This window comes from Serratia sp. CY29653 (assembly GCF_052169255.1).
GTDB lineage: Bacteria > Pseudomonadota > Gammaproteobacteria > Enterobacterales > Enterobacteriaceae > Serratia > Serratia sarumanii.
The window spans coordinates 287,248-305,409 of sequence record NZ_JBJNLC010000001.1 but is presented as its reverse complement, the minus strand read 5'-3'; the positions used below and the strand labels follow the sequence as shown (position 1 = coordinate 305,409).

Here is an 18,162-nt window from a genome sequence, read left to right as displayed (position 1 = left end):
CAGCGGCGCGAAAGCGTCCGCCGTAAACCGGAAAGCGCGCGGCGACAGCCTGCGCGCAGCCGTCAACAATAAAGCAAACGATAATACTTATCAATCATATCAATAGGTGAAAACGGCGTTATCGAAATGTAATAAATTGTTTTTCCACGCCATTCTTCAATCCATCGCGTTTACCCCCGCTGCGGCCAGCAGGTTCATTATTCTGAAAGTTATTCCTGATCCGACCAGACTCTGACAAATAACGAAAAAACCACATAGAATCCAAAATCACAGCACCGAGCGTGCAAAAAACTTCAGGCCGCCGCAAGAGCGGCCTTATTGACGAGGCTGTAATGAGAAGTCCATCTCCGGCGGTAACGCCCAAACGCCCGGCGCTGCTGAACTGGCTGTTGCACAGCCCGCTGCACGCCGATGACGAGCCGTTTAAACGCCAGCTGCGGCTCACGCTGACGCCCTCTCCTCTCACTCCCTGGCTGAATGCCGTGGGGCCGGCGGCGCTGTTGGTGGGGTACGCCTGGCTGAACCAGCGGCTGGTCGGTATCGTTCTGCTGCTGCTGTTGCTGCTGCTGACCGCCGGGCGCGCCTGGCTGGCACAGAGGCGCCAACCCGCCTGGCCGGACGCCATGCTGGTGACGGTGTTGCTGTGGATGCTGCTGGTCGGCGCCAGCGCCGCGCTGGCGATGCTGTCGGGCCGCTTTGTGCTGATCCTGTTCGCCGGTCTGACGATCACCGCTCTGGCCTGCTGGCTGATGCAGCGCCATGCCGCCGCGCCGCGTTTCGCGCTGCTTGAGGTGATCGCGCTGACGCTGCCCTACCTGCTGGCGGCGCCGCTGTCGCGCGTACAAAACCTGTTCGTCCTGGCGGATCTCACGCCGCTGTGGCTGGTGCTGGCCCATGGCATGATCGCGCGCTACCACCGCCAGCGGGTACAGCACGTCACGCTGGCGTGGGAGAAGCAGCAGGCGTCCCACCGCGATCGCCTGACCGGCTTCCTCAACCGCGCGGGCGGTGAGGCGGTAATGCGCAACATCTGCCGCCCCGCAACGACACAGCCAATCTCTCACCTGTTCATTCTTGAATTCGGCCCGCTGGCGGCGCTTTATCAAAGCCACGGCGTGCAGATCGGCGACGACGTGCTGCGCACCGTCGGCGAACGTCTCAAGACGCTGATCCGCCCCAGCGACTACGTCTGCCGCTACACCGGCGGCCTGTTTTTGATTCTGGTGCACGATCTGCCTTACGGCGCGGAAAGCGAGTTCCTGGCGCGCATTGTGCCGCCGCTGGAAGCGCCCTACGATTTTGGCGCGTTCGGTGAGGTGAACATGCAGCTCAACGCTGGCATTTTGGCGCTGACGCAGGATTATGCGACGGTGGAAGATTTGATGAGTTCGGCGCAGCAGGCGCTGGCGGAAGCCAAAGGCGGGAAAAAGTAAAACCACACGCGGCGGGAGCCCCCGCCGCGTGTCACTCACCGAAGATTACTTCACGTCCATCTTCGGGAATTCCATTTCGCTGTACTTCACGACGCGGGTGCCGCGCGACAGCTTGTAACCGAACCAAATCAGCAGGAACAGCGGAATGCCGATGTAGGTGGCGGTCACACCGTACCAGTCGATCTTGTCTTGCAGGAAGGCCTGGTAGTTCTGGCCCAGGGTAATGATCAGGCACAGCACGAAGGCGAAGATCGGCCCCAGCGGGAAGAACCCGGAACGGTATGGCAAGTCGTTCAGATCGCGCCCCTGCAGCATGTAACCACGACGGAAACGGTAGTGGCTGATGGCGATGCCCAACCAGGCGATGAAACCGGTCATGCCCGAGGTATTCAGCAGCCACAGGTAAACCGACTGGTTGCCGAACATCGAGGTCAGGAAACACAGCCCGGCCACCACGCAGGTCGCATACAGCGCGTTGCGCGGCACGCCGCCTTTCGACAGCTTGGCGAAGATGCGCGGCGCCTTGCCTTCCGATGCCAGGGTGTACAGCATGCGGGTAGAGGCGTACATGCCCGAGTTACCGGCGGACAGCACCGCCGTCAGGATCACCGCGTTCATCACCGCCGCCGCCGACAGCAGGCCGGCATGCTGGAACACCAGGGTGAACGGGCTGACGCTGATGTCTTTCACGTCATTGCGCAGCAGGCTCGGATCGGTGTACGGAATGATCAGGCTGATGATCAGAATGGCGAAGATATAGAACAGCAGAATACGCCAGAACACCTGACGCACCGCGCGCGGGATGTTTTTACCCGGGTTCTCCGATTCGCCGGCCGCGATGCCGATGAGCTCGGTGCCCTGGAACGAGAAGCCGACGATCATCGCCACGCCAATCATCGCCGAGAAGCCGCCGGCGAACGGCGCGTCCCCTATCGTCCAGTTCTGCCAGCCGGCGTGCTCGCCGCCTTTCAGAATGCCGACGATCATCAGCACGCCGACGGCGATGAAGATAATCACGGTGCTGACCTTGATCAGCGCGAACCAGTATTCCGCCTCGCCGAACCCTTTCACCGAAATGTAGTTCAGCAGGAACATCAGGCCGAGGAACAGCGCGCTCCAGATCCAGCCGGGGGTGTCCGGGAACCAGTAGCTCATCACCAATTGCGAAGCCACCAGGTCAACGGCGATGGTCACCGCCCAGTTGTACCAGTAGTTCCAGCCCAGCGCGAAGCCGAAGCCTTCTTCCACGTATTTGGCGCCGTAGGTGGAGAATGAACCGGAAACCGGCATAAAGGCCGCCAGTTCGCCCAGGCTGGTCATCAGGAAGTACACCATCAAACCGATCAGAGCGTAAGACAACAGCGCCCCGCCGGGGCCTGCCTGAGAAACCGTGGCGCCCGAGGCGACAAACAGGCCGGTGCCGATGGAGCCGCCGATGGCGATCATGGTCAAATGCCGGGCTTTCAGCTCGCGGCGCAATCCGGGTGCTTGCTGCCCCGATGTTTTTATATCCTGCTGAGCCATTCGTACCCTATCTGCTCTTTGAAAAAATGAGGGCGGATTGTAACAAATACCCGCCGGTGAACTAGCAACATTGCACTGATATAAGATAGCTTCATAATTCAGAGGCAATTATTAGCCGCGGCCCTTATGGCCTTACTTACTCTCATTAATGTGAGCGCGCGCAGGTTTTTATGCTTTCTTCGGCCTGCGCGGCAGCAGAGGGCGTGACGCGCTGTCGATTACAGCGCGCAATAGCTGAGAAAACGCTGCAAGGCGTTGGAAATGTGCTTTTGCCGATGGCGGATCAGGTACAGGGTGCGCCGCAGCGGCGGCAGCGGCACCGGCAGTTCCACCAGCGCGCCGCTGGCCAGCTGTTCCGCCACCACCCGCCGCGACAGGCAACTGATGCCGATGCCGTGCCGCACCGCGTGCTTGATCGCCTCCGAGTTGCCGAGCTCCATCACCAGCTGGAAATGCGGCAGGTGCGCCAACAGCAGATGATCCAGCACCTCACGGGTGCCCGAACCGCGCTCGCGCAGGATCCAAGGGGCATTGGCCAGCGCCTCCAGCGTTGGCGGCTGACGGGTCAGCGGGTTGTCCGGCGCGGCGAACACCACCAGCTCGTCCTCCAGCCACGGCTGCGTCACCAGCTCCGGCATATGGCAAGGCCCTTCGATCAACCCCAGATCGACGCGGAAATCCGCCACCGCCACGATCACGTCCTGGCTGTTGCCGACGTTCAGCTCCAGCGGCGTGGCCGGAAAGTCCCGGCGGTAACGGGCGATCATCTCCGGCAGCATGTAGTTGCCGATGGTGCTGCTGGCGGCGATGCGCAACGCCCCGCCGTCATGGCGAAACAGTTGCTCGATCTCCCCCGCCTGCTCCAGCAGCGCCAGCGCCTTGGGATACAGCAACCGGCCGTGCTCGTTGATCACCAGCCGTTTGCCGACGCGATCGAACAGCTGCACGCCCAGCTGCCCCTCCAGATCCGCCAGCGCCGCGCTGACCGCCGACTGCGACAGCGCCAGCACCACCGAGGCCTGAGTGGTCGAACCGCTTTTCAGCACTTCGGTGAAGACTTCCAGTTGACGCAACGTGATATGCATAGCCGTCCCGGTAATGAAAAAGGGTTCTGCCAGAGAACCGCAAAATGATGTCAACATGCTGTGGGGAGCCCGGCGAGGCCACCCCGTTTACGGCCAATTCGGCGCGCTACTTGCCCAAGGCGACCAGCTGCGCCGCCGCAGCCAGCGCCGCCTCGCGCGGCGTGCCGGCTTCGTCCCGCTGTATCAATTGCAGCATCGCCACGAGATGGTCGCGGTCGATCGCCTTGTTTTCTTCAATCAACCGCCGCACCGCGCGGCCCACTTCCCGGTCTATCTGCTCTCTGCGTTGATCGTCGGTATCCATCGCCTGCTCCTGTTCAGTTGGAAAGTTGACGGCGGCTCGCCGCTCCTCCTCACCCTAGCCGCAATGCGGCTGTATGCCAATGCCTGACGCCATACCACTTATTCAGATAGGTTATAAATATATAATCAATTTCTCTTTTATTCAGCCCAAACGTACTCTTGGCAGCAAGAAACAGACTGAAGGACTGACTTTTATGGCGACTGATACCACTCATACTTACCCCGAGCGACGCTTTCCGCTGTTCGGCCTGCCGCGGCTGGTGCCGGGGCTGGCGCTGACCGGTGCGCTCACCGCGCTGGCCGTCTGGGCCGGCGACATTCCCTGGGTGGCGGAGCTGGGCCTGGGGGCGCTGACGCTGGCGATCCTGTTCGGCATTCTGGTGGGCAACACGCTGTATCCCCGCTGGCAAACCGTTTGTCACGGCGGCGTACAGCTGGCCAAACAACGCCTGCTGCGTCTGGGCATTATCCTGTACGGCTTCCGCCTGACCTTTCAGCAGATCGCCGACGTAGGCGCCAGCGGCATCATCATCGATGCGTTGACCCTGACCACCACCTTCCTGCTGGCCTGCTGGCTCGGCAAGAAAGTGTTCGGCATCGACAGCCAGACCGCGATGCTGATCGGCGCCGGCAGCAGCATTTGCGGTGCGGCGGCGGTGATGGCCACCGAGCCGGTGCTGAAGGCCGACTCCAGCAAAGTGGCGGTGGCGGTCTCGACCGTGGTGGTGTTCGGCACCCTGGCGATCTTCGCCTACCCGTGGCTGTATCAGCTGAACGAACACTTCCAGTGGCTGCCGTTCAGCCAGGAAACCTTCGGCATCTATGCCGGCTCCACCATCCACGAAGTGGCTCAGGTGGTCGCCGCCGGGCACGCCATCGGGCCTGACGCCGAAAATGCGGCGGTGATCGCCAAGATGATCCGCGTGATGATGCTGGCGCCGTTCCTGCTGCTGCTGTCGGGCTACATCAGCCGCGGCGGCGCAGGCAAGGCGGAAAAATCCGCCATCACCATTCCGTGGTTTGCCGTGCTGTTTATCGCCGTCGCCGGGCTGAACTCCTTCAACCTGCTGCCGGCCACGCTGGTGCAGCACCTGATCACCGCCGACACCTGGATGCTGGCGATGGCGATGGCGGCGCTGGGATTGACCACCCACATCAGCGCCGTGCGCCAGGCCGGGATGAAACCGATTCTGTTGGCCACGCTGCTGTTCGTCTGGCTGCTGGTCGGCGGCGGCGCGATAAACCAGCTGGTGCAACACTGGCTCTAATCACTCCCTTCTGCCTCTTCTGCGGCTCGCTTCGGCGGGCCGCATTTATTCCGCCCGCCATCAATGCCATAATGTCACCGATAACACAGGAGAATGAAGATGAAGTTTGTCGGTGCACATGTCAGCGCGTCAGGCGGCGTGGATCAGGCGGTTATCCGCGCGCACGAATTGGAGGCGACCGCGTTCGCTCTGTTCACCAAAAATCAGCGTCAATGGAAGGCCGCGCCGCTGGCCGCGGACGTGATCGATAAGTTCAAGAGCGCCTGCGCCCAGTACGGCTTCGGGCCGGGGCAGATCCTGCCGCACGACAGCTACCTGATCAACCTGGGCCACCCGGTGGCCGACGCGTTGGAAAAATCGCGCGAGGCGTTCATCGACGAGCTGCAGCGCTGCGAACAGCTGGGGCTGACGCTGCTGAACTTCCACCCTGGCAGCCACCTGCTGCAAATCGATGAAGACAAGTGCCTGGCGCGCATCGCCGAATCGATCAACATCGCGCTGGATAAAACCGCCGGCGTGACGGCCGTGATCGAAAACACCGCCGGCCAGGGCAGCAACCTGGGCTTCAAATTCGAGCACCTGGCGGCGATCATCGACGGCGTGGAAGACAAAAGCCGCGTCGGCGTTTGCATCGACACCTGCCACGCCTTCGCCGCCGGGTACGATCTGCGTACCGAAGAAGACTGCGAACACACCTTCAAACAGCTCGGCGACATCGTCGGCTTCAACTACCTGCGCGGCATGCACCTGAACGACGCCAAGAGCGAGTTCAACAGCCGCGTAGACCGCCACCACAGCCTGGGGGAAGGCAACATCGGCAAAACGGTGTTCAGCTACATCATGCGCGATCCGCGCTTCGACAATATCCCGCTGATTCTGGAAACGGTAAACCCGGATATCTGGGCGGAAGAGATCGCCTGGCTGAAAGCGCAGCAGTAACGCGGCGCCAAAACGAAAAAACCGGAGCCTGGGCTCCGGTTTTTTTATGGCTGGACGCCGTTACGCCACGCTGGCCGCCGGCACTTCAGCACGTTTCAGCAGGGCGTAAGCCACGCCCGCCAGCAGCGTACCGGCGGCGATCGCCACCAGGTACAGCAACACCGGCGAAATTGCGCCCGGGATCAGCAGCACGAACAGCCCGCCGTGCGGTGCCATCAACTTGGCGCCGAACGCCATCGACAGCGCGCCGGTCAGCGCCCCGCCGGCAATGCAGCACGGCAGCACGCGCATCGGGTCGCGGGCGGCGAACGGAATCGCCCCTTCGGTGATGAAGCACAGCCCCAGCACCAGCGCTGCCTTGCCGCCTTCCTGTTCGGATTTCGGGAACTTGCGGCGCGCCAGCAGCGTCGCCAGCCCCATCGCCAGCGGCGGCACCATGCCCGCCGCCATGATCGCCGCCATCGGCGCATACACCGAGGAGCTGAGCAGCGCCACGCCGAAGGCGTAGGCCGCTTTGTTCACCGGGCCGCCCATGTCGGTACACATCATGCCGCCGAGGATCGCCCCCAGCAGCACGGCGTTGGCGGTGCCCAACGATTGCAGCCAATGGGTCAGGCCTTCCATGATTTTCGCCACCGGCGTGCCAACCACGTAAATCATGATAAGACCGGTGATCAGACTGGCCACCAGCGGAATGATCAAGATGGGCTTCAGCGCTTCCATACTCTGCGGCAGGCGCAGCTTGCTGCTGATCGCCTTGGCGACGTAACCCGCCAGGAAACCGGCGATGATGCCGCCGAGGAACCCGGCGCCGGTGCTCACCGCCAGCATGCCGCCGATCAGGCCCGGCGTCAGGCCAGGGCGATCCGCGATGGAGAAGGCGATGAAACCGGCCAATACCGGCACCATCAGCGCAAAGGCGGAGCCGCCGCCGATCTGCATCAGCGCCGCCGCCAACGTGCCTTTGACTTCAAACGCCTTGATGCCGAACACGAACGACAGCGCGATGCACAGGCCACCGGCCACCACCATCGGCAGCATGTAGGACACGCCGGTCAGCAGGTGACGATACGGGCCGTTGCCCTCTTTCTTTTTACCCGCCGGCGCCGCGCTACCGCGCTGCTGCGGCTGAAACACCTCGGCCTCGGCCAGCGCCTTGTCCAGCTCCTGGGCAGTTTTCTTCAGCGCCAGGCCGGTGGAAGTGCGGTACATCGGCTTACCGGCGAATTTATCCAGGTCCACCTCAATATCCGCCGCGACGATCACCAGATCCGCCGCCGCCACCTCTTCCGGGGTGATGGCGTTGCCGGCGCCGACGGAGCCGCGCGTTTCCACCTTCACCCACCAGCCGCGTTTATTCGCTTCGCTTTCAATGGCTTCGGCCGCCATAAAGGTATGCGCCACGCCGGTTGGGCAGGCGGTAATCGCCACGATGCGTTTTTGCCCGGCGGCTTTCACCGGCGCCGCCTGCGGCGCCTGATAGGTTTCAGCTTCGGCCTTGGCGCACGCCAGAAAAGCGTCCGGTTCACGCACCGCCTGTTCTACATCGCCCACATACACCAATTTGCCGTTCAGCCCGGCGTCAGCCGGGGCCGACTGCCCCGCCACCGCCACCAGTTCGGCGTCCTGCAGCGACTCGACCAGCGTCAGGCCGGTTTTGGCCGCGGCGGCCTCCAGCATGCGTTTCGCCAGGTGGCCACGGGCCTGCCCCAGCGAACTGTCTACCATCAGCAGCGTTTTCATTCTGCCTCCTGCTATTGATTGAAAGGTTTCAGATCGACGCGCGCCATCATCGCGGCCAACTGGGGACGATCGGTCACGCCGACGTTGCTCTGGCTGACCGCCAGCGCCGCTACCGCCGTGGCCAGACGCAAGGTGTGTTCGCTGGATTCGCGCATCAGCAGGCCGTAAATCAGGCCGCCGACCATCGAATCACCGGCGCCCACGGTGCTGACCACCTCACAGGACGGCGGTTTGGCGATCCAGGCACCGGAGGCGTTAACCCACAGCGCGCCTTCCGCGCCGAGGGAGATCACCACGTGGGCGATGCCCTGCTCGCGCAGCGCATGCGCGGCCTCGACCACGTCCGCCAGCGCCGGCAGCGGGCGGCCGGCCCAGATCTCCAGCTCGCGGCGGTTCGGCTTCACCAGCCACGGCGAGGCCTTCAACCCGGCGACCAGCGCTTCTCGGCTGCTGTCGAAAATGATGCACGGACACTTGGCGCGCAGCTGGGTCATCCAGTCGGTAAAGGCATCGGGATCGACGCCGGCCGGCAGGCTGCCGCTCACCGCCACCATGTCGAACTGGCCCAGCCAGCTCAGCGAGTCGCTGACGAAGCGATCCCAGTCCTGCGGCGTCACTTCAAAACCGGAGAAATTGAAATCGGTGACTTCGCCGTCTTTTTCCGTCAGCTTGACGTTGATGCGGGTGCGGCCCGGCACCACCTGGAAGCGGTTGGCGATCCCCAGATCGCTGAACAGCAGCTGGAAACCGTCCTGATTGTCTTTGCCCAGGAAGCCGCCGACGGTGACGTCGATGCCCAAATCCTTCAACACCTTGGCGACGTTGATGCCCTTACCGGCGGCGTGCAGGCCGGCGGTTTTTACCCGGTTGACTTCCCCGCGTTCGATCTGCGGGCAAAACCCCACCAGATCGTACGCCGGGTTCAGGGTGATCGTTGCTACTCTTCTGCTCATGCTGCGCCCTCGCCCAGTCCTTCATTAATCGCTTCGCCGATCGCCTTCAGCGCGGCTTCAGCATCTTCTCCATTGGCGGTAAAGCGCAGGTGATGCCCTTTTTTCACGCCCAGCGCCACCACCTTCATCAGGCTGCGCCCGTTGGCCGGCTTGCCGCTGCCGTCCAGGTTGGTGACGGTGATGTCACTGTTGAAACTTTTGATCACGTTGACCAGCGCCGTGCCCGGCCGTGCGTGCAGGCCGTGCTCGTTGCGGATCACGAACTCGGCGCTCAGTACGCTGCTTTCCTCGGCCACTTCGCTGGTCAGCAGCGCCAGCACCCCGGCGGCATCCGCCTTCAGCAGGCGTTCAGCTTTGTTGGCCAGCAGCAGGTCGCTGAGGTAGTTGAGCACCGCCAGCGGCTGCGCGTCGGCGACTGACACCGTCAGCAGCAGCGCCACCGGCTCGCCGTCTTCCACGAAAGCCTGCGCCGGGCGGCTGACGGTGGCCGCGCTGGCCAGGTTGCCTTCAACGCTGTCGCTCAGCCAGATGCCCTGCCCCAGGTTCAGCGGCTTGCGGGTAATGGCATCGCTGACGAACTGCGCGTTGACCGCGCCGGCCTTTTGCAGCCGGCCGGCGTTCAGCGCCTGCAGCGTCATCAGGCTGTCGGCCGCGACGTCGAGCGCAATCAGCGAAGCGTCGAACTGGAATTCGGCGCTCTGCTGCTCGCCCATCAGCAGGCCGCGCAGCTCTTCCGCGGAGGTGGTTTTCGCCAGCCGCTCCGCCACGCCGTCATCGCTCAGCACGTGAGTAAGCTGGCGCAGCAGCGCCAAATGCTCGTCGGAACGGGCAGCGATGCCGATCGCCACATAGGCGGTCTGGCCTTCGCCCCAGGCGATGCCCTGCGGGAACTGGAACACCTGCACGCCGGTTTTCAGCACCAGATCGCGGGTATCGGTGGTGCCGTGCGGAATGGCGATGCCGTTGCCCAGATAGGTGGACGTCTGCAGTTCGCGCTGCAGCATGCCGTCCACGTAACCGGCGCTGACGCAGCCGGCTTCGGTCAGGGCGGCGGCCACCTGGCGGATGGCCTCCTGCTTATCGGCGGCAGCGGCGCCCAGATGAATGTCTTGCGGTGACAACTGGAACATGATTCTCCTCTCTTGCTGAATTGAATCGTTTCAGCTTCATTGAGAAAAAGGAGCGTTACCCGCTCGCCACAAGCGGCCGGATAACGCTGAAACGTTTCAAGGAGTGTGTGAGCAGCGCAAGGCGAAAGCAAGCTTTCTCCCTTTTGCCATTGCAGATTTTTGAGCTTACGCACACTTTCGCCGGCGCATTGGTCAGCGCCGGGGCAAAATGACATACTGTGCTGAAACTTTGCTGACGGAGAAAAGCATGAACGTAGTGACCGGCGTCGGGGTGATCATCGTCAACCCGCAGGGCGAGATTTTGTTGGGCAAGCGCTGCGGTTCCCACGCGCCCTTTTGGTCGATCCCCGGTGGGCATCTGGAGGCCGGTGAAACCTTCGAGCAGTGCGCCCGGCGCGAAATCGCCGAAGAGACCGGGCTGCTCATCGATCCGCCGCGCTTCGTGGGCGTCAGCAACAATCTGCAAACCTGGCGCGCCGAAGGCAAACACACGGTGTCTGTCTGCCTGCAGGTGGATCACCCCGGCGGCAGCGCCGAGTTGAAAGAACCCGAAAAGTGCGCCGAGTGGCGCTGGTGCGCGCCCGACGCCCTGCCGGAACCGCATTTCGAAGCCAGCCGCACCGCCATCCGGCTATGGCTGAGCGGCCAGCCCTATTTGCCCACGGCCTGAGCCATCGCGAACGCGTCCTGCGTTCGCTTCCCCTGCCGCTCGATCCCATCGCTATATACACCAGAATATAACGCTATTTTTTGCGATATATGCCCTTTTTTTGACTACGGATAACCCTATGGGGTTAACCCTCTTCTATATTACCCCTGCAATCGACGTGGCATTCTGACCTCCGGTCGGCGGCCTTTTGGCAAGATTTTATTTTAAATTCATAATTATAAGCGGGTTTACCATGAGCAAAAAACTGACTGGCTTTGAAAAAAAGCGCCGGTGGGGATGGCTATGGCTTTTGCTGCTGGGGATTATCCTCGGCGCGGCGCTGTTGGCCGGGACCGCCACCGTATTCCATAAAACCAGCGATACCGCCTTCTGCGTTTCCTGCCACACCATGCAACAGCCGCTGGCCGAATATCAGGGCAGCGTTCACTTCCAAAACACCAAGGGCATCCGCGCCGAGTGCGCCGACTGCCACGTGCCGCACCAGCCGATCGATTACCTGTGGACCAAAATCCGCGCGGTGAAAGACATTTACGGCGAAATGGTCGGCACCATCGATACGCCGGAAAAATACGAAGCGCACAAGCTGGCGATGGCGCAGTCGGTCTGGAAAACGCTGAAAGAGAACGACTCGGCCACCTGCCGCTCCTGCCACAGCTACGACGCCATGGACATCACCGCCCAGCGCCCTGAGGCGCGCCTGCAGCACCCGGTGGCGATCAAACAGGGCGAGACCTGCATCGATTGCCATAAGGGCGTGGCCCACATCCTGCCGGACATGAGCGGCGAAACCCAGGCCGGCGCCGCCGAACTGGCGAAGGCCGCGGCGTTGACCGCACCGGACGCCACCACCCTCTACACCATCGCCACCGAACCGTTCTTCCTCAGCGCGGATGACAGCCATAACGCCGGCAACCTGATGCCTTCCACCGAAGTGCAGGTGGTGAAACAGGATGGCGACAAGGTGCTGGCCACCGTGAGCGGCTGGCAGCAGGACGGCGTCAGCGAAGTGTTCTACGCCGCGCAGGGCAAACGCATCCTCAGCGTGCTGCTGGGTGAAGACGCGCGCCAACAGCTGAAGACCGCCTCCACCCAGACCGATGCGGAAACCGGCCTGGTCTGGCATCAGGTTTCTCTGCAGGTGTGGCTGCCGCGTAAACAGTTGATTGACGATCAGCAAAAAATCTGGCGCTACGCCGCGGACATGATGTCGGCCAACTGCACCGGCTGCCACGGGCTGACCGCGCTCGATCGCTTCAACGCCAACCAATGGATTGGCGTCATCAAAGGCATGGCGCCGCGCACCTCGCTGACGCAGGAACAGCTGCGCGTGCTGACGCAATACGTACAAAAACACGCCAGCGACATGCCACCTGCCGCACCGGCCAAGCTTTAAGGGAGAAGCGCAATGAGCAACCAACAACCGTTAACCATGAGCCGCCGCCGCTTCCTGACCGGAGCCGCCGCGCTGGCCGCCGCCCCGCTGCTGGCGGGCCTATGGCCCAAAGCGGCGCTGGCGCAGGCCATCAGCGAAGCGCTGCCGCAGTTCATCGCCTTGCGTCAGGCGCAGAAAGGCATTCTGACCGGCGCCCACTGGGGCGCGTTCGAGGCCATCGTGCAAGACGGCAAGATGGTGGGCGTGCAGCCGGTGCAGGACGATCCGTACCCCAATGAGCTGATCGCCATGGCGCCTTATCAGGTGCACGCCGAGAACCGCATCAAATACCCGATGGTGCGTAAAAGCTGGCTGGAGGGCGGCCCCGGCAGCCGCACCGAGCTGCGCGGCCGCGACGAGTGGGTGCGCGTCAGCTGGGACAAAGCGACCGAGCTGGTGTGCAATGAGATCACTCGCCTGCAAAAAGATCACGGGCCGCAGTCGATCTACGCCGGTTCCTACGGCTGGAAAAGCGTCGGCATGCTGCACAACAGCCGCACGCTGCTGCAACGCTTGATGAACCTGACCGGCGGTTTCCTCGGCTACGCCGGCGACTACTCCACCGGCGCGGCGCAGGTGATCATGTCGCACGTGGTCGGTTCGATGGAGGTCTACGAACAGCAGACCGCCTGGCCAAACGTAATTGAGAACAGCGAGCTGGTGATCCTGTGGGGCTGCAACCCGATGGTCACGCTGAAAAACAGCTGGAACGTGCCGGATCACGTCGGCCAGACCGGCTTCGAGGCGCTGAAGAAGAAAGGCACCCGGGTGATCAGCATCGATCCGGTGCACAGCGACAGCGCCAAGTTCGTCAATGCGCAGTGGATCGCCCCGCGCCCTTATACCGACGGCGCCATGCTGATCGGCATCGCCCACACGCTGCTGACCGAGAAGCTGCATAACCCGGACTTCCTGAAAACCTACACCGTCGGCTTCGACAAGTTCCAGGCCTACCTGCTGGGCGAGAGCGACGGCGTAGCGAAAACCGCCGAATGGGCGGCCGACATCAGCGGCGTCGATGCCGACACGCTGCGCCAACTGGCGCGCGAGATGGCGAAACACCGCACCATGATCATGGGCGGCTGGGGCATTCAGCGCCAGCACCACGGCGAACAGCAGCACTGGCTGCTGGTGACGGTGGCGGCGATGCTCGGCCAGATCGGCCTGCCGGGCGGCGGCTTCGGCTTCAGCTACCACTATTCCTCCGGCGGCAGCCCGACCGCCAAAGGCGGCATCATCGCCGGCATCTCCGCCGGCAACGCGCCGAAGAACTCGCCGGCGCCGATCCCGGTGGCGCGCATCGCCGAATGCCTGAGCAACCCGGGCAAAACCATCGACTTCAACGGCGCCAAGGTCACCTACCCCGAGGTGAAAATGGTGTATGTGGCGGGCGGCAACACCTTCCACCAGCATCAGGACACCAATAACCTGGTCAAAGCCTGGCAGCGGCCGGACACCATCGTGGTCAACGAGCCTTACTGGACCGCCACCGCCAAGCATGCCGACATCGTGCTGCCGGCCACCACCAGCTACGAGCGCAACGATCTGGAAATGGGCGGCGACTATTCGCAGCTCTACGTGTTCCCGATGCACCAATGCGTGCCGCCGCAGCACGAGTCGCGCAGCGACTTCGATATCTTCTCGGCGATGGCGGCCAGGCTGGGCGTGCAGGAGGCCTTTACCGAGGGCAAGGATGAAACCCAGTGGCTGAAAGGCATGTACGACGACATGAAAAACCAGGCGCGCGCCGCCCGGGTGGCGCTGCCGCCGTTCGACATGTTCTGGCAATCCAACAACTACGTGCGCTTCCCGGTGCCGGAGGCCAACAAGCAGTGGGTGCGCTTTGCCGATTATCGCGACAACCCGCTGCTGAACCCGCTGGGCACGCCGTCGGGCAAGATCGAGATCTACTCCGACGCCATCGCCAAAATGCATTACGAGGATTGCCCCGGCATCCCGACCTGGATGCCGCCGCACGAGTGGTATCGCGGGCCGGAAGCGGCCAAGTATCCGCTTTCGCTCAATACCGCGCACCCGACCAACCGGCTGCACTCTCAGCTCGACAACACGCCGCTGCGCGAGAAATACGCGGTAGCGGATCGTGAAGCGATCCTGATCCATCCGCAGGACGCGCAGCCGCGCGGCATCAGCGGCGGCGATCTGGTGCGGGCGTTCAACGATCGCGGCCAGATCCTGGTGGGGGCGGTGGTCAGCGAAGACGTGCGACCGGGCGTGGTGCGCATCAGCGAAGGTGCCTGGTTCGATCCGGCCGATCCGGCGCAGCCCGGCTCGCTGTGCAAGAACGGCAACGTCAACTGCCTGACCTTCGACATCGGCTCTTCCAGCCTGGCGCAGGGCAACTGCGGGCAGATGGCGCAGCTGCAGATCGAGAAGTATCGGGGGCCGGTATTGAAAAATACCGCGCACGCGGTGCCGCAAGGCGCCTGATCCCGCGATAACCCGCGATAACCCGCGATAAACTGGGGCGCGCAACGCGCCCCTTTTTTCTCGTCGCCGCGCGACATATCCGCTTACCCTTCGCCGCAAGGGAGCGGTTTGCGTTTCATTTCAACGGGCGTATGATGCGCGCGACCTCCCTTTTTCGACGAATTATCAACCGCCATGCCGACTTCATCCGCAGTAACGCGACGCGCGCCCGATCTCACTTCGCTGGCCTTTTTGGCGGTGGCGTTTCTGACCGGCATCGCCGGCGCGTTGCAAACCCCGACGCTGAGCCTGTTTCTGGAAACCGAGGTCAAGGTACGGCCGGCGCTGGTCGGGCTGTTCTTTACCGGCAGCGCGGTGATCGGCATTCTGGTCAGCCAGTTTCTCGCCGGCCGTTCGGATAAACAAGGCGACCGCAAATCACTGATCTTCCTCTGCTGCATGCTGGGTGCGCTGGGGTTCACGCTGTTCGCCTGGAGCCGCAACTATTACCTGCTGCTGCTCGTCGGCGTGCTGCTCACCAGCTTCGGCTCCACCGCCAATCCGCAGATGTTTGCGCTGGCGCGCGAGCATGCCGATCGCACCGGGCGCGAGGCGGTGATGTTCACCTCCATCATGCGCGCCCAGGTTTCCCTTGCCTGGGTCATTGGCCCGCCGATCGCCTTCGCGCTGGCGCTGGGCTTCGGCTTTAAGGTCATGTATCTGGCGGGCGCGGCGGCCTTTGTGCTGTGCGGCCTGCTGGTGTGGAAGCGGCTGCCTTCGATGCCGAAAACCGCGGCGACGAACGCGCCCCTGGCCGCACCGCGGCAGCATCGCCGCGATTCGCTGCTGCTGTTCGTCGCCTGCACCCTGATGTGGACCGCCAACAGCATGTACCTGATCAACATGCCGCTGTATGTGGTGCACGAGCTGCGGCTGCCGGAGCGGCTGGCCGGGATATTGATGGGTGCCGCCGCCGGGCTGGAGATCCCCATCATGCTGCTCGCCGGCATGGTGGCGAAACGCTGCGGCAAGCGTTGTTTGATGCGCGGGGCGGTGGTCGCCGGCGTGCTGTTCTATTGCGGCCTGCTGTTTATCACCGGCAGTTGGCCGCTGATTGCCCTGCAGCTGCTGAATGCGGCGTTTATCGGCGTGCTGGCGGGCATCGGCATGCTCTACTTTCAGGATTTGATGCCCGGTCAGGCCGGCACGGCCACCACGCTGTTCACCAACACCATTCGGGTAGGCTGGGTCATCGCCGGCGCCATCGCCGGTGCGGTGGCGGAAATCTGGAATTACCATGCGGTGTTTTACGCCGCGCTGGCGATGGCGGCAGGCGCGACGCTGTGTCTGTGGCGGTTGAGGGAAGCTTAAGGCGCGGTGTCCGCTTCCAGCCTGGCGAGATAAATCAGCGCCTGATCGCGGTGATCGTGGCACATGTCGCGGCTCGGCTGCAGGCTGCCGCACACCTTCGGCCGCAGCGGCGAATGAAACAGGCCACAGCGCAGCCGTTCATCCAGATGAATGCAGCGGGTATTGGCGGGCTTGCCGTTCGGCATGCCGGGGATCGGGCTGGATATTGACGGCGCGATACAGCAGGCGCCGCAGTCGCTGCGACAGTCCATCAGCGCTACTCCTGGTGGGCTGGGGAAAAGAAGCGCGACAATAGCAGCCGCGCGCGGCGGCCGCCAGCAGAATCCCTGCGCCCCGGCGATCTTTACACTCATCGCCCTGCGCCGGCCGGCTGCATCCTTTGGCGAAAAAACGCCCAACAAACCTTGATTTAAAGACAAAAACGCGTGAAACGTGCAATTACCACGCTTTACATGCGCCATGCGCCCATGTACCATTGAGCTAGTACAAAAGAACCCATCCCCCAGGAGCACGCATGTCTACGGACACCATCCAGAAGCTGGCCCGCCCTTCCGTCCTCGGCGGCGCGATGATCATTGCCGGAACCGCCGTTGGCGCCGGCATGTTTTCCATTCCGATCGTCACTTCCGGTGTCTGGTTCAACGGCTCCGTCGCGCTGCTGGTGTATACCTGGGCCTGCATGTTGCTTTCCGGCCTGATGATCCTCGAAGCCACGCTGCACTACCCGAGCGGCGCCAGCTTCAACACCATGGTCAAGGATCTGCTGGGCAAAGGCTGGAACGCCGTGAACGGCCTGTCGGTGGCGTTCGTGCTGTACATCCTGACCTACGCCTATATCTCCGCCGGCGGCTCGATCATCGCCCACACGCTGGAGGGCATCGTCGGCGTCGGCCAGACCACCGCCGGCCTGGTGTTCGCGCTGGTCGTGGCGTTTATCGTCTGGCTCTCCACCCGCGCGGTCGACCGCCTGAGCACCATTTTGATCGGCGGTATGGTGATCACCTTCGTGATGTCGGTGGGCGACATGTTCACCCACGTACAGCCCGCGGTGCTGTTCAACACCGGCGATGACCAGGCCAGCTATCTGCCTTACGCCCTGGCGGCGCTGCCTTACCTGCTGACCTCGTTCGGCTACCACGGCAACATTCCCGGGCTGGTGAAGTATTACCATAAGGACAGCGGCTCCGTGGTGCGCAGCCTGGTGTACGGCACCCTGCTGGCATTGGCTATCTACATCCTGTGGCAGTACGTGATCCAGGGCAATATCGCGCGCGACGCCTTTAAGCAAGTGATCGCCGAGGGCGGCAACATCGGCAGCCTGCTCAAGCAAATGGGCAACGTCTCCAGCAGCCAAACCGTCAGCCAACTGCTGAACGCCTTCTCCTATATGGCGCTGGCCAGCTCGTTCCTCGGCGTGTCGCTAGGCCTGTTCGACTACCTGGCAGACTTCTGCAAGTTCAAGGACGACGCCGTCGGACGCAGCAAGACCGCGCTGGTGACCTTTGTGCCGCCGACCCTGGCCGCGCTGCTGTTCCCGAACGGTTTCCTGTACGCCATCGGTTTCGCCGGGCTGGCGGCCACCGTCTGGGCGGTGATCGTGCCGGCGCTGATGGCGCGCGCCAGCCGCCGCCGCCACCCGCAGGCCGGTTACCGTGCACCGGGCGGCAACGGCGTGATCCTGTTCGTTATCCTGTTCGGCCTGATCAACGCCGCCGCGCATATTCTTTCGCTGTTCGGCCTGCTGCCGGTCTTCCGCTAATCCCCGACGGGAGGGCGATCGCCCTCCCTTTCCCGCACTGTTTTTACGCCGGGCTATTGCCTGAAATCGGCGGCGCGAGTACCTTGTCGCAACTTCTCTAATACTCTTCATTGCGGATGAATTGA

15 protein-coding genes are annotated in these 18,162 nt (G+C 62.9%); 8 read left to right on the top strand and 7 right to left on the bottom strand.

Annotated elements, in window-relative coordinates; genetic code table 11:
* Window positions 1–332 precede the first annotated feature (332 nt).
* Window positions 333–1,433, top strand: a complete 1,101-nt coding sequence (locus tag ACJ8HN_RS01425) for a GGDEF domain-containing protein (RefSeq protein ID WP_164105230.1) — start codon at window positions 333–335, stop codon at window positions 1,431–1,433.
* A 45-nt stretch (window positions 1,434–1,478) separates the two neighbouring features.
* On the opposite strand, the gene ACJ8HN_RS01420 is transcribed toward ACJ8HN_RS01425, so the two are convergent.
* The 3 genes from ACJ8HN_RS01420 to ACJ8HN_RS01410 form a co-directional block, all read right to left on the bottom strand.
* Window positions 1,479–2,957, bottom strand: coding sequence for an amino acid permease (locus tag ACJ8HN_RS01420; protein ID WP_033635259.1), 1,479 nt, complete (start codon window positions 2,955–2,957; stop codon window positions 1,479–1,481).
* A gap of 218 nt (window positions 2,958–3,175) precedes the next feature.
* The gene (gene yieE, locus ACJ8HN_RS01415) at window positions 3,176–4,042 is read right to left on the bottom strand and encodes a DNA-binding transcriptional regulator YeiE (RefSeq protein ID WP_016926991.1); all 867 of its coding nucleotides are present in this window, start codon (window positions 4,040–4,042) and stop codon (window positions 3,176–3,178) included.
* Window positions 4,043–4,148: 106 nt separating this feature from the next.
* Window positions 4,149–4,346, bottom strand: coding sequence for a hypothetical protein (locus ACJ8HN_RS01410; protein ID WP_033647996.1), 198 nt, complete (start codon window positions 4,344–4,346; stop codon window positions 4,149–4,151).
* Window positions 4,347–4,539: 193 nt separating this feature from the next.
* On the opposite strand from ACJ8HN_RS01410, the gene ACJ8HN_RS01405 reads away from it, so the two are divergent.
* Entirely contained in the window at window positions 4,540–5,613 is a 1,074-nt protein-coding gene (locus tag ACJ8HN_RS01405) for a YeiH family putative sulfate export transporter (protein WP_033653801.1), read from the top strand.
* Window positions 5,614–5,712: 99 nt separating this feature from the next.
* Window positions 5,713–6,552 (top strand): deoxyribonuclease IV, encoded by an 840-nt coding sequence (nfo, locus tag ACJ8HN_RS01400; RefSeq protein WP_033635262.1) that lies wholly within the window; start codon window positions 5,713–5,715, stop codon window positions 6,550–6,552.
* A gap of 60 nt (window positions 6,553–6,612) precedes the next feature.
* Here nfo and fruA read toward each other — a convergent pair whose 3' ends face one another.
* From fruA to fruB, 3 genes are read right to left on the bottom strand one after another with little or no spacing between them, the layout of a single operon-like run.
* Entirely contained in the window at window positions 6,613–8,295 is a 1,683-nt protein-coding gene (fruA, locus tag ACJ8HN_RS01395) for a PTS fructose transporter subunit IIBC (protein WP_442522956.1), read from the bottom strand.
* Window positions 8,296–8,306: 11 nt separating this feature from the next.
* Window positions 8,307–9,248 carry a 1-phosphofructokinase gene (fruK, locus tag ACJ8HN_RS01390; protein ID WP_004935702.1) on the bottom strand — a complete coding sequence of 314 codons (942 nt, stop codon included), beginning with the start codon at window positions 9,246–9,248 and terminating at the stop codon, window positions 8,307–8,309.
* Window positions 9,245–10,378, bottom strand: a complete 1,134-nt coding sequence (gene fruB / locus ACJ8HN_RS01385; protein WP_039565085.1) for a fused PTS fructose transporter subunit IIA/HPr protein — start codon at window positions 10,376–10,378, stop codon at window positions 9,245–9,247. The genes fruK and fruB overlap by 4 nt, the downstream gene beginning before the upstream one ends.
* 247 nt (window positions 10,379–10,625) lie before the next feature.
* Between fruB and ACJ8HN_RS01380 the strand changes: the two genes are divergently transcribed.
* The 4 genes from ACJ8HN_RS01380 (at window position 10,626) to ACJ8HN_RS01365 (ending at window position 16,278) form a co-directional block, all read left to right on the top strand.
* Complete coding sequence (locus ACJ8HN_RS01380; protein ID WP_033635266.1) at window positions 10,626–11,048, top strand: nucleotide triphosphate diphosphatase NUDT15; 423 nt, start codon at window positions 10,626–10,628, stop codon at window positions 11,046–11,048.
* 232 nt (window positions 11,049–11,280) lie between these two features.
* Window positions 11,281–12,441: a NapC/NirT family cytochrome c gene (locus ACJ8HN_RS01375; protein WP_033648001.1), complete on the top strand. Its 1,161-nt coding sequence runs from the start codon at window positions 11,281–11,283 to the stop codon at window positions 12,439–12,441.
* Between the two features lie 12 nt (window positions 12,442–12,453).
* A complete protein-coding gene (gene torA / locus ACJ8HN_RS01370) occupies window positions 12,454–14,928 on the top strand; it encodes a trimethylamine-N-oxide reductase TorA (protein WP_033648002.1) in 2,475 nt (824 codons plus the stop codon).
* Between the two features lie 174 nt (window positions 14,929–15,102).
* A complete protein-coding gene (locus ACJ8HN_RS01365) occupies window positions 15,103–16,278 on the top strand; it encodes a sugar efflux transporter (RefSeq protein WP_039565078.1) in 1,176 nt (391 codons plus the stop codon).
* Here ACJ8HN_RS01365 and ACJ8HN_RS01360 read toward each other — a convergent pair.
* On the bottom strand, window positions 16,275–16,529 hold the full coding sequence (locus ACJ8HN_RS01360; protein ID WP_015378527.1) for a YkgJ family cysteine cluster protein: 255 nt from the start codon (window positions 16,527–16,529) through the stop codon (window positions 16,275–16,277). The two genes, ACJ8HN_RS01365 and ACJ8HN_RS01360, sit on opposite strands and share 4 nt — an antisense overlap.
* Window positions 16,530–16,792: 263 nt before the next feature.
* Here ACJ8HN_RS01360 and mtr point away from each other — a divergent pair, with 263 nt between their 5' ends.
* Window positions 16,793–18,037 carry a tryptophan permease gene (mtr, locus tag ACJ8HN_RS01355; RefSeq protein ID WP_442522955.1) on the top strand — a complete coding sequence of 415 codons (1,245 nt, stop codon included), beginning with the start codon at window positions 16,793–16,795 and terminating at the stop codon, window positions 18,035–18,037.
* Window positions 18,038–18,162: the final 125 nt, after the last annotated feature.